Raw genomic sequence first — 11,311 nt, 5'->3', positions numbered from 1 at the left:
TTATGCAAAAAATAAAGTTACCTTTTATAGCAATGCCGTTGATAGCATTGATTTCAACTAATACTTTAGCATTAAATTGTGGTGATAATATCACACAAAATCAAGTTGAAGCCAATAATTATATTTTTCAACTTCATGATTATATTGAAACTTCAGCAAAAGGTGTCAAACAAGAAATTAGAACGATAGTGAATACTAAAACAGACGAGCCAGCTTATCAAATGACAGCTCATCACACTTTAGACTATGATCCTGAAGGATTAATCTTGCTAAGCCATTATGAACTCTATTCGGATCAAAATAAGCAGTTGTACTCTGAGCATCTTCAAAAAATAAATACTGGCTGGGAAAACATTATTGAAGATTTTGAAGATAAAACCAATAGTATTACGCAGTTTACGACGGATAAAGAAGGTAAAATTATTCAGTCTCATCAAGTTAAAAAAGCGGTTGATTTTATCTTTATTCAAAATGATAGCTATCAATACGACAATAATAATTGCTTGATTAATAAGCGTGTTCAATGGCAATTGAAAGAAACGGATAAAAATAGTCAATATACTGGTAAAGACTTGAGTGGAGCATCATCATTTGTTTTTGAGTATCAAGATCAAAAACTTGCTAAAATGATTTCTCAATTTAGTAATGGGTTGCAAAAAGAAAATAATTACTCATACCAATATGATAATAATCAACTTACTACGATACAATCTAATGAATTTACCAATGGTAAAGAATCGGCTAATTATCTGATTCAATTGTTAACTTTCAATGATAAACACGATTGGCTTTCAGCAAGTAAAGTTAATAAATTTCAAGAAAACAAACAATCAACTATTGTTAGAAAAATTACATATTATTAATTTTTTCATTAAATTAGCGTTATTTCATATAACGCTAATGTTAATATTAGCTGTAGAAGAATCGAAATACTATTTGATAAACAAAATAAAGATGGCGTGAATAGACCAAGCTAGTGCTAATCCAACAATAATGAGTTTCCCTCGTTTAGGATAAATTTTAAAATGATGCAACACACTCAAAATTTGTAATAGTCCACACCAAATCGGTAAGCATATCATCAACAGCAAAAAGATTTTACCGGGTTCGCTACTAACTAATTTTAAAATATAGGAACGAGTTTGAGCATCGCCAAAAGGAATAATCAATCCAATAATAATCATCACTACCGGAACAAAAACAGCAGCCCACGTACCGCCTAAGGCATATAATCCTTTAATAACAGTATTATTCGAATGTTTATTTTCTGTTTCTTGAATTTTCATGATTTAAACACCATTCATCTTAATATCAATTTAATTAATAACACTGATACGGCAATTGTGATTATCCATAAACAGGCGATGAGTAACCAAGCTTGAGTTTGCTTATTATCAGTTGTTAATAATAATGCTTTAGGGGCTTTTATAAACCATATTATGCTATGTAATAGAGCCGACAAGAGTGCTACACAATTAAGTATGACCACAACAGGTTTTTGTAAAAAGAAAATAAAGCGGTAAAACTCATCTTGTCCAACCGCATTCGTGTACATACAAACTACCCCATAAGTTAAAACAAAACTGATCCACAACATTGAAAACGGCGTTATTTTGCTAATGATCGAAAAAATCAAGGATACCTTGTTTTTTTCCTGCCAATTATCAAGCTGATGAGGATTGTCTAGGGGATTTTGATGATTATTTAGTGGAAATTTAGTGTTATTTTTAGGATTCATAACTCTCTCAACATTAGATTTATCTACCCGCTTTTACATTTTATATCAGTTTTATAATAGCTTTTAACAAGCAATTATAGTGGCAAACCGACTTGATGTCGCCAGTTTAATATAAGTAATGTTAAAGATTTTACCGTTCTAAGGTTGCACATAATGTGCGTGATTTTGATTGTTTGAAAATTATGTAAGAAAAAATTACATCAACAAACAATACAAGTCATTAAATGCAAATTTTTTAAAAATTTGTGTTAGATCACATTTTTAACATTAATTTATCGTAAAATATGTAATTATTTGGTTAAATAAGGTTAATTTGTTTTTAATATGAAAATCCCCACGGTAGTGGGGAACTGATTATAGTTTTTGCTATCCTTTGGTTTAACCCTATTCGCATAAGGAACAGATAAAATTTTATCATAGAAAAATAAAACTAGTAATTTTTATTTTTATTTAGATATTTAGTTATTGTTGTCCTTCTTATGATTTTTGTTGCAATGATTTTTTATTGTAGTATATTAATCATAGTTGGTTACAAGATAGCCAATAGGTTTGGCGTTTCATGTAACCCTAATGGATTAGTGCTCCTTGAGTATACATGTATTGCTAATATTATCAGTCATTAATTTCAGGAGAAAATATAATGAAATTAATTGAATTTATATTAGATAAATTTTCTAAATTACTGGATAGTATTAAATTTAAAAAAATATCATTGGTTTTTAGATTCAGAAAAAAAACAGATAAAAATAAAAATCGCAGTTATACATTCAGTTTTGAAATCAACAAATCAAATTTTTAATGTATTGATTTTTTACGATCTGAAAACGATAATCGGTATCAGATCGTAACATCGATTTTATATGAAATTAAGGAGTAAAATTTGTCTACTTTTTCTTTATTAGACGAAAAATGGATACCGGTTGTTCATTTCGATGGTCACCTTAGTAAAATTCAACCTAGCCAACTGGTTGATGAAACCATTTCAGATTTAGCTTATTTTAGACCCGATTTTCAAGGTGCGGCTTACCAGTTTCTTATTGGTTTATTGCAAACCACACTATCGCCCGAAGATAATTCAGAGTGGCGAAAATATTGGAATAATGGTTTTTCATTACAGCAACTAACCGAAGCGTTTGAACAAGTCAGAACAGCCATGCAATTTGGTGCAACTAAACCTTCTTTTATGCAAGACTTTGAACCGTTAGATGGAAATAAAGTACCTATATCGGGTTTATTAGTTGAAGCCCCGGGCGAGAATGCATTAAAACGAAATACCGATCACTTTATTAAACGTGGTTTTGTCAAAGTGATGTGTCCACACTGCGCCGCTATGGCGCTGTTTACGTTGCAAGCTAATGCCCCATCGGGTGGTCAAGGACATCGGGTGAGTTTGCGTGGTGGAGGTCCTATCACGACTTTAATCATGCCTGAAATGAATAAACCGACACCATTATGGAAAAAATTGTGGTTGAATGTAATTCCTTTAGATGATGAAGAAAGACCACAGCAGTTTGATGCATTAGTCTTTCCTTGGTTATCCCCAACGAAGACCAGTGAACCACCAAAAAATTTAAGTCTATTTCCTGATCAAGCTAATTACTGCCAATCTTTTTGGGGAATGCCTCGGCGAATTGAGTTAGATTTTCATCAAACTGAGCAAGGGCAATGTGATATTTGTGGTGAAACCTCAACACAACTAATTACCCAATATCAAACCAAAAATTATGGCATTCAATATCAACATTGGCTACATCCACTAACACCCTATCGAACAGATAAAAAGACAGGTGAGCAACTTGCCATTAAAGGGCAACCGGGCGGCTTAATATATCGAGATTGGTTAGGTATGGTGAGTGCCAATGATGATACACAGTCGGCTAAAGTGGTTACCACTCATCTTGATCGAAACTTTAAAGATAAACAACACTACCATTTATGGTGTTTTGGTTACGATTTCGACAATATGAAAGCCCGTTGTTGGTATGAACACACATTCCCTGTCTATCCTGATTTAGCGGATCCTAACAGTGATTTAAAAGAGCTAATTGCACAAGCATTAGCACTCAGTAAAGATACATTACCGATTTTGCGTAAAGCGATGACGGCAATCAACAAGCAGTCAACTTCAATTGATATTGCCTTTTGGAAAGAGACGGAATTGCCATTTTATCAGTTTGTAAAACAACTCATTACACAAAAAGATAATTCTAGTGGTCGGCAATCATTGTTGGCTGATTGGGCTAAGACATTATTACATTATATTACCCAAATCTATGATAAAGCTGCTTTTTGTGATCCTAATCAGTCGCTTAAATACCTAAAGGATAATAAAACGAATCAAGAAGTTTGTATTCAAATCAGCGCCAGAGAAAAGTTGCTTTCTGATTTTAATAAACTTACGTATTTTAAGAAAATAAAAAATAGCAAATAATCTTGCTTGAAAAAGGGAGTACAAGATGTCAAATAGTTTTATGAGAAAGTCGATTATTCTCAAAGAAAACCACAAAAAAATCATTGATGATTGGTTTTCGATGTTGCAAGAACGGCAACATGGATTTAATGGTGGTACCTACAATGGACGACAATTACGTGCAGAGCTACGTCGTGCAACGTTTCTTCAAGAAATCATTTTACAAGAAGGTTATACTATTTTAAAGGATGCTCTGTTTGATAAAGATAGTACATTATTTAGTAATAATCCGTTTCATCAACAAGCATTAGTTTATTTTACTTGGGTCGCCCCATTTGCTGATTCTAATAATGATAATGCTTCTTTTGCATCACAATTAAGTGAAAAAGTTCGAAGTGGTGAACGCAACTTTTTATCACGTTTACGTTTTGAGCAACTTTTAGCGAGCGAAACACCCGAAGAATTTTGTCGTCGTTTAATTCGAGCGATAAAAATACGTGGTAAAAATGGTGTCAATCTCTTTTCATTGGCTGATGGCATCTTTTTATGGGTAAGAGAGTGGCATGAACGTCAACAAAATTTACCTTCCAATTCTGATCCATTTAAACGTCTTTCTGTTCGTTGGGCAATGGATTACAACTCAACTAAAAAAACATCAAAGGAATAATTAATATGAGTACATTTATTCAATTACATTTACTAACGGCTTATGCACCATCTAATTTAAATCGTGATGACCTTGGAAGACCTAAAACCGCTGTAATGGGTAATAGCGATCGTCTACGTATTTCATCTCAAAGTTTAAAAAGAGCATGGCGTACCTCAGATTGTTTTTATCAATCTTTAAGTGATCATATTGGTGTTCGTTCTCGTCGGTTTGCAAGAGATTGGGTATATGATCCGATGGATAAACACGGAATTTCTGAAAAAATAGCGAAAGAAAGTGCCATTAAAATTGCAGGACAATTTGGTAAAGTTAAAAATGAAAAAGCACCAAAAGATCCACTGACTAATGTAGAAATTGAACAGTTAGTCCATATCAGTAACGATGAACAACAAGCAATTGCCTCGCTGGTTAAGCTGTTGATTAGCGAAAAAAGGGTTCCAACAGATGACGAAGTTAAACTGTTACGTAAACAAAATAGTAGTGTTGATATAGCCCTGTTTGGTCGAATGTTAGCGGATAGTCCTGCATTTAATGTTGATGCTGCCTGTCAGGTTTCTCATGCTTTAGGGGTTAGTTCAGTCACAATCGAAGATGATTTTTTCACTGCTGTTGATGATTTAAATAATAAAGAACATGATGCTGGTTCTGCCCACCTAGGCGAACGTGGATTTGCCTCGGCACTGTTTTATACTTATATCTGTATTAGTCGTGATTTACTCCTTGATAACCTAAATGGTGATGAAGCATTGGTAGAAAAGACGCTAAAAGCATTAACTGAATCTGCTGCCAAAGTAGCACCATCAGGTATGCAAAATAGCTTTGCATCACGTGCTTATACCTCTTATTTATTGATTGAAAAAGGTACTCAGCAACCACGTTCACTTGCTGTTGCTTACTTCAATCCTATCCGTAGCCAAGATATGGTAAATGATGCTATTACAAGATTAGAGCAACAATTGGATAAGTTTGATCAAGTTTATGGTCAATGTGCTGATGATCGCTACAAACTCAATATTGAAAGTGGAGAAGGGACACTTGCTGCTGCATTAACGTTTGTTGCGCAAAAATAAGGAGCGGTCAAGATGATAAAACATCTTATTTTTCAGATTTATGCACCGCTCACATCGTGGGGAGAACCGGCTGTAGGCGAAGTTCGCCACAGCAATATTATTCCTTCTCGTTCGGCTGTATTAGGTTTTTTGGCGGCAGCATTAGGTATTCGGCGTAATGATGAGTGTATTGATGTTTTCAATCAGCATTATCATGTTGCAGTTCGTCCTTTTGTTGATAAGAGTCGTTGGTTTAGTGATTTTCATACTGTCCAGATGCCAAAAGCGAATAAAAAAGAGGTATTTTATACGCGTTTTGATGAAATACGTCGTAACCCCCAAGATCTTGAAACTTTACTTACCAAGCGTGAATATTACAACGATGTCTATTATCAAATTGTTATTACCGAAACAAAAGGTGCCCCTTATTCTGTAGAACAGATAAAGCAGGCATTATTAACCCCTGTATTTCACCTTTATGTAGGTAGAAAGAATTCCCCATTGTCATTGCCGTTAGCCCCCGTAATTTATGAAGGGCTGCTTAGTGATGCTTTTGTCTTCGCTAATGAACATTATCATCAATATCACCAATTAGATCCTGTCCTAAAGTATTTAGTTGATAGTGATGCTAACGAATATTATTGGGATCATGCTGATCAAGAAACTCATTTTGACGTAATGAAAATACAACTTCGACAAGATCAGCCCATTAACCGGAAGCGTTGGCAGTTTATCAATCGTCAGCAATATACAGGACACTTAAAAAGGAGCGAATAGATGTATTTTTCGAAAGTCGAGCTAAAACTTGAACGGCTTCCTTATGTGATGCAACAAAAAAGGTGGTCTGCTGGTGAATATGCTATGCATCAATGGTTATGGCAACTGTTTCCTGATGAAAATAAACGTCCATTTTTATTTCATAAAGATCAGAAGACTAAAAAACCTCAGTTTTATCTTTTATCTGAAGTTGCACCGCTTGCTAATCATGAGTTATTTAAAGTTGATACAAAACTTTATGCACCGCAATTAACAACAGGGATGAAGTTAAGTTTTTTATTACGTGCCAATCCTGTTGTCATGAAACAAGGAAAACGTTGTGATGTGATGATGAACGCTAAGTATCTGGCTAAACAACAGGGATTATCATCTAATGAGATAAAATCTCAGCAATATCAAGCGGCTTTAGATTGGTTGATTAAGCAAAGCGAAAAACGTGGATTTTCATTACAACAAAATGATCATTCAGCAGTCAGCTGTAATGTTATCAGTTACAATCAACATCTGCTTAATAAAAAGTCAGAACTTAAACCAATTCGTTATAGTAGTGTTGATTTTGAGGGGGTGTTGACTGTTACTGATCCTAATCTATTTTTAGCTACACTTTATCAAGGTATTGGTAAAAGCAAAGGATTTGGCTGTGGACTATTTTTAATCAAACACTGTCAATAGGATATTTGATATGGTGTATGTTCCACTGAATCCTATTCCTTTAAAAAACAGAACATCAATGATCTTCCTACAATATGGACAAATTGATGTTTTAGATGGTGCTTTTGTCTTAATAGATAAAACAGGCGTTAGAACCCACATTCCCGTTGGTTCTATTGCTTGTATCATGCTTGAGCCCGGTACCCGCGTATCACATGCTGCGGTTAGATTAGCCGCAACTGTGGGGACACTGTTAGTCTGGGTAGGTGAGGCTGGCGTCAGAATGTATTCGTCAGGTCAACCAGGGGGTGCCCGTTCGGACAAATTACTTTATCAAGCAAAATTAGCATTGGATGATGAACTTCGTCTAAAAGTTGTCAAAAAAATGTTTGAACTGCGATTTGGCGAACCGGCTCCTAGCCGACGTTCAGTCGAGCAACTAAGAGGCGTTGAAGGCGCCCGTGTACGTGCAACTTATGCATTACTCGCCAAAAAGTATCGTGTTAAGTGGCATGGACGTAAATATGATCCTAAAGATTGGCAAAAAGGCGATACTGTCAATCAGTGTATCAGTGCAGCCACTTCTTGTCTCTATGGTATTACCGAAGCAGCGGTTTTGGCAGCTGGTTATGCGCCTGCTATTGGTTTTGTGCATAGCGGAAAACCGCTTTCGTTTGTTTATGATATTGCCGATATTATAAAATTTGATACAGTAGTACCCAAAGCGTTTGAAATTGCTGCTAAAAACAGAGCTGACCCTGATCGTGAAGTACGCATTGCTTGTCGTGAGATTTTTAGAAGTCAAAAAACATTGGCGACATTAATTCCACTGATTGAAGAGGTATTATCCGCTGGAGGTATTGAACCTCCACCGCCTCCTGATGATGTACTACCGCCTGCGATTCCAGAACCTCAATCACTTGCCGATAGTGGCTTTAGGAGCCATTAATCATGAGTATGTGTGTTGTGGTGACTGAAAATGTCCCACCTAGATTAAGAGGACGCTTAGCTATTTGGTTATTAGAAATCAGAGCTGGTGTTTATATAGGTGATATTTCTAGACCGGTAAGGGAGATGATTTGGCAACAAATCATCGAGCTTGCTGAAGAAGGTAATGTTGTACTTGCTTGGGCAACCAATACTGAGTCTGGATTTGACTTCCAAACTTATGGTACTAACAGAAGAGTGCCGGTAGAACTCGATGGACTCAGGTTGGTCTCTTTTTTACCTATTGAAAATCAATAAGTTAACTTTCTTTAAAAATTTAAAAAATCTGGTAGAATTTCATGGTCGCTATAAGTTTAAATAAAACAGATAGCTACGTTTAGAGAGTTCCCTGTATACACAGGGATAAACCGCTGATGAAAACTATGGTCAGGTCACAATGTACGAGTTCCCTGTATACACAGGGATAAACCGGTAAAAATCAAACAGGCTCAAAAATTGTTTTGGAGTTCCCTGTATACACAGGGATAAACCGACCGCATACAAAATACAGGCGCAACGGCATCAGAGTTCCCTGTATACACAGGGATAAACCGTCGAGTCTGAGGGCGTCGAAACTATGGACATTGAGTTCCCTGTATACACAGGGATAAACCACTATCTATATCATAAAAACTCAATTTGTAAAATTTATGGAATTTGAAATTATCAGAATATCTAGAATCGTTAATGCATTAGGGATCATTTCAATTTTTCATCCATCTTTTCATAGATCTTAATTGGCTTAATGGGGAGTAATGTTTTGCCTTTTACTTCAAACTCAGAATTATTACTGGAGACAACTATTATTTGTCCTCTTTCTAAGTTAAAATCTAAAAGTGCATATGGTTCTACAAAACCTAAAAGAGAAAACTCCCTATCCCTGTTATCCGGAGGAAATACGTAATAGACAACTTTTTTATTATATACATACACTACAGTCTTAGAAAGCTCTTGATATTTTCCATATTTCCTTTTAGGTTTTTCTACTTTTTTGACATCAATATTATGTTCTCGCATTAATATGTTATACCGTCCACTAATACTGCCACTGATTATCCAAACTTCATCCCATTTAAAATTAGTATAATCAGAGAGTTTTATGGTTTGAGGGTGATTTTCTTCTATATCTTTTAATGCTTTTTCTAAAGGTCTTTTACTATTGCAACTGGTTAATGTTACTATTGATATGAATGTTATCACTAATAGTATTATTATTTTATTCATTTCTAATTTCTTAATATTCTTTTGCTTTAGGTATGGCCATAAACCAGACTATGTCTTCTTGTTTAACCTCTAAATTGTTTAAAACAATTTGTTAGCAGTTTATTTCAGTTTTTTATCCATATTTTCATAGATCTTAATTGGCTTAATGGGGATTAATGTTTTGCCTTTTACTTCAAACTCAGAATTATTACTGGAAACAACTATTATCTGACCTCTTTCTAAGTTAAACTCTAAAAGTGGAAATGGCTCTACAAAACCTAAAGGAGAAAATTCCCTGTCCCTGTTATCCGGAGGGAATTCGTAATAAACTACTTTTTTATTATATACATACACTACAGCATCCGAATGCTCTTGATATTTTCCAAAATCAGGATTTTTATCAGAAAACTCCACTTTCTTAACATTAATATTTTGTTCCCGCATTAATGTAATATAACGTCCGCTGATACTGCCATAGATTAACCAAACTTCATCCCATTTAAAATCAGTATAATCAGAGAGTGTTATGGTTTGAGGGTGATTTTCTTCTATATCTTTTAATGCTTTTTCTAAAGGTCTTTCACTATTGCAACTGGTTAATGTTACTATTGATATGAATGTTATCACTAATAGTATTATTATTTTATTCATTTCTAATTTCTTAATATTTTTTTGCTTTAGGTATGGCCATAAACCAGACTATGTCTTCTTGTTTAACCTCTAAATTGTTTAAAACAATTTCTTAGCAGTTTATTTCAGTTTTTTATCCATATTTTCATAGATCTTAATTGGCTTAATGGGGATTAATGTTTTGCCTTTTACTTCAAACTCAGAATCATTACTGGAAACAACTATTATCTGTCCTCTTTCTAAATTAAAATCTAAAAGTGAAAATGGCTCGGCAAAACCAAAAATCTCGCCGCTCCTATTATCCGGAGGGAATTCGTAATAAACAACTTTTTTATTATGTATGTACACTATAGTATTTGAAAATTCCTTCCACATTTTGATGGTATCATCTATTCTCTCCACATTAATATTTTGATCTCTCATGAAGTTTAAATAACTTACGCCAACATTTCCATAGATTAACCATGCTTCATCCCATTTAAAATTAGTATAATCAGATAAGGTTATGGTTTTAGGATGATATTCTTTTATATCTTCTAATGCTTTTTCTAAAGGTGTTTTGTTGCAACTGGTTAATGTTACTATTGATATGAATGTTATTACTGATAGTATTATTATTTTATTAATTTTTTTTATCATTTACATTACCTAGTATATAGGTTCTAATTTATAATAAATAGATGTAGTTCCATATTTTTTGACATTAAAAATTGCTTGATTTTTTAATATTACAATGAATTCTCTGTCAAACAAATTAAAAGTGAGAGAAAAATACCAATCAATACCTTTTCCTCTACAAGGTAAAGGTTCATAATACACGGTTTTTTTATTATATACATATATAATTATGTAACTTGACAATTCGCCACACGTTCCTCCTAAACTATAATCTAATTCTTTTACATCAATATTTTTTTGTTCCATTATTAAGGGAAAAGATTTTGACCAAATATCAGCATCAATTATCCAAACTTCATCCCATTTAAAATCAGTATAATCAGAGAGTGTTATGGTTTTAGGATTATTTTCTTTTATATCATTTAGAGCTTTTTCTAAAGGTGTTTTGTTACAACTGGTTAGAAATAAACACATAAGTAACAATGGTATGATTTTTTTCATTATTTAATGCTCTTTTGCTTTAAGAATGGTCTTAAACCAGACTATGTCTTCTTGTTTAACCTCTAAATTGCTTAAAAGAA

At 33.9% G+C, this 11,311-nt stretch carries 15 protein-coding genes and 1 CRISPR repeat array; of the genes, 9 read left to right on the top strand and 6 right to left on the bottom strand.

Annotated elements, in window-relative coordinates; translation table 11 throughout:
- Positions 1-2: 2 nt before the first annotated feature.
- Complete coding sequence (locus tag ACKJXD_RS06990; protein ID WP_430875929.1) at positions 3-863, top strand: hypothetical protein; 861 nt, start codon at positions 3-5, stop codon at positions 861-863.
- A gap of 69 nt (positions 864-932) precedes the next feature.
- Here ACKJXD_RS06990 and frdD read toward each other — a convergent pair whose 3' ends face one another.
- Complete coding sequence (frdD, locus tag ACKJXD_RS06985) at positions 933-1,286, bottom strand: fumarate reductase subunit FrdD (RefSeq protein ID WP_430875928.1); 354 nt, start codon at positions 1,284-1,286, stop codon at positions 933-935.
- 14 nt (positions 1,287-1,300) lie between these two features.
- Entirely contained in the window at positions 1,301-1,738 is a 438-nt protein-coding gene (locus ACKJXD_RS06980) for a hypothetical protein (protein ID WP_430875927.1), read from the bottom strand.
- A gap of 640 nt (positions 1,739-2,378) precedes the next feature.
- On the opposite strand from ACKJXD_RS06980, the gene ACKJXD_RS06975 reads away from it, so the two are divergent.
- The 8 genes from ACKJXD_RS06975 to cas2e all read left to right on the top strand — a co-directional run bounded on the left by ACKJXD_RS06975 (position 2,379) and on the right by cas2e (position 8,537).
- Positions 2,379-2,537, top strand: coding sequence for a hypothetical protein (locus tag ACKJXD_RS06975; RefSeq protein WP_267351526.1), 159 nt, complete (start codon positions 2,379-2,381; stop codon positions 2,535-2,537).
- Between the two features lie 81 nt (positions 2,538-2,618).
- Positions 2,619-4,169: a type I-E CRISPR-associated protein Cse1/CasA gene (casA, locus tag ACKJXD_RS06970; protein ID WP_430875926.1), complete on the top strand. Its 1,551-nt coding sequence runs from the start codon at positions 2,619-2,621 to the stop codon at positions 4,167-4,169.
- A 25-nt stretch (positions 4,170-4,194) separates the two neighbouring features.
- Positions 4,195-4,815: a type I-E CRISPR-associated protein Cse2/CasB gene (gene casB, locus ACKJXD_RS06965; RefSeq protein ID WP_430875925.1), complete on the top strand. Its 621-nt coding sequence runs from the start codon at positions 4,195-4,197 to the stop codon at positions 4,813-4,815.
- A 5-nt stretch (positions 4,816-4,820) separates the two neighbouring features.
- The gene (gene cas7e, locus ACKJXD_RS06960; protein WP_430875924.1) at positions 4,821-5,885 is read left to right on the top strand and encodes a type I-E CRISPR-associated protein Cas7/Cse4/CasC; all 1,065 of its coding nucleotides are present in this window, start codon (positions 4,821-4,823) and stop codon (positions 5,883-5,885) included.
- Between the two features lie 12 nt (positions 5,886-5,897).
- The gene (gene cas5e / locus ACKJXD_RS06955; RefSeq protein ID WP_430875923.1) at positions 5,898-6,641 is read left to right on the top strand and encodes a type I-E CRISPR-associated protein Cas5/CasD; all 744 of its coding nucleotides are present in this window, start codon (positions 5,898-5,900) and stop codon (positions 6,639-6,641) included.
- Complete coding sequence (gene cas6e / locus ACKJXD_RS06950; RefSeq protein WP_430875922.1) at positions 6,642-7,313, top strand: type I-E CRISPR-associated protein Cas6/Cse3/CasE; 672 nt, start codon at positions 6,642-6,644, stop codon at positions 7,311-7,313. It begins immediately after the preceding gene.
- A gap of 10 nt (positions 7,314-7,323) precedes the next feature.
- Entirely contained in the window at positions 7,324-8,241 is a 918-nt protein-coding gene (cas1e, locus tag ACKJXD_RS06945; RefSeq protein WP_430875921.1) for a type I-E CRISPR-associated endonuclease Cas1e, read from the top strand.
- Positions 8,242-8,243: 2 nt separating this feature from the next.
- Positions 8,244-8,537 (top strand): type I-E CRISPR-associated endoribonuclease Cas2e, encoded by a 294-nt coding sequence (cas2e, locus tag ACKJXD_RS06940; protein WP_220216475.1) that lies wholly within the window; start codon positions 8,244-8,246, stop codon positions 8,535-8,537.
- A gap of 84 nt (positions 8,538-8,621) precedes the next feature.
- Positions 8,622-8,894: direct repeats of the CRISPR family, unit length 29 nt; unit sequence GAGTTCCCTGTATACACAGGGATAAACCG.
- Positions 8,895-8,978: 84 nt separating this feature from the next.
- Here cas2e and ACKJXD_RS06935 read toward each other — a convergent pair.
- The 4 genes from ACKJXD_RS06935 to ACKJXD_RS06920 form a co-directional block, all read right to left on the bottom strand.
- Positions 8,979-9,503 carry a hypothetical protein gene (locus ACKJXD_RS06935; protein ID WP_430875920.1) on the bottom strand — a complete coding sequence of 175 codons (525 nt, stop codon included), beginning with the start codon at positions 9,501-9,503 and terminating at the stop codon, positions 8,979-8,981.
- Between the two features lie 99 nt (positions 9,504-9,602).
- The gene (locus ACKJXD_RS06930; RefSeq protein ID WP_430875919.1) at positions 9,603-10,133 is read right to left on the bottom strand and encodes a hypothetical protein; all 531 of its coding nucleotides are present in this window, start codon (positions 10,131-10,133) and stop codon (positions 9,603-9,605) included.
- Between the two features lie 99 nt (positions 10,134-10,232).
- The gene (locus ACKJXD_RS06925) at positions 10,233-10,751 is read right to left on the bottom strand and encodes a hypothetical protein (RefSeq protein WP_430875918.1); all 519 of its coding nucleotides are present in this window, start codon (positions 10,749-10,751) and stop codon (positions 10,233-10,235) included.
- 9 nt (positions 10,752-10,760) lie between these two features.
- Positions 10,761-11,231: a hypothetical protein gene (locus ACKJXD_RS06920; RefSeq protein ID WP_430875917.1), complete on the bottom strand. Its 471-nt coding sequence runs from the start codon at positions 11,229-11,231 to the stop codon at positions 10,761-10,763.
- Positions 11,232-11,311 lie beyond the last annotated feature (80 nt).

It is taken from the genome of Gilliamella sp. G0441 (assembly GCF_050589305.1).
Taxonomy (GTDB): domain Bacteria; phylum Pseudomonadota; class Gammaproteobacteria; order Enterobacterales; family Orbaceae; genus Gilliamella.
Note: the sequence above shows the minus strand (reverse complement) of the source record. Positions and strands in the feature narration are given on the sequence as shown.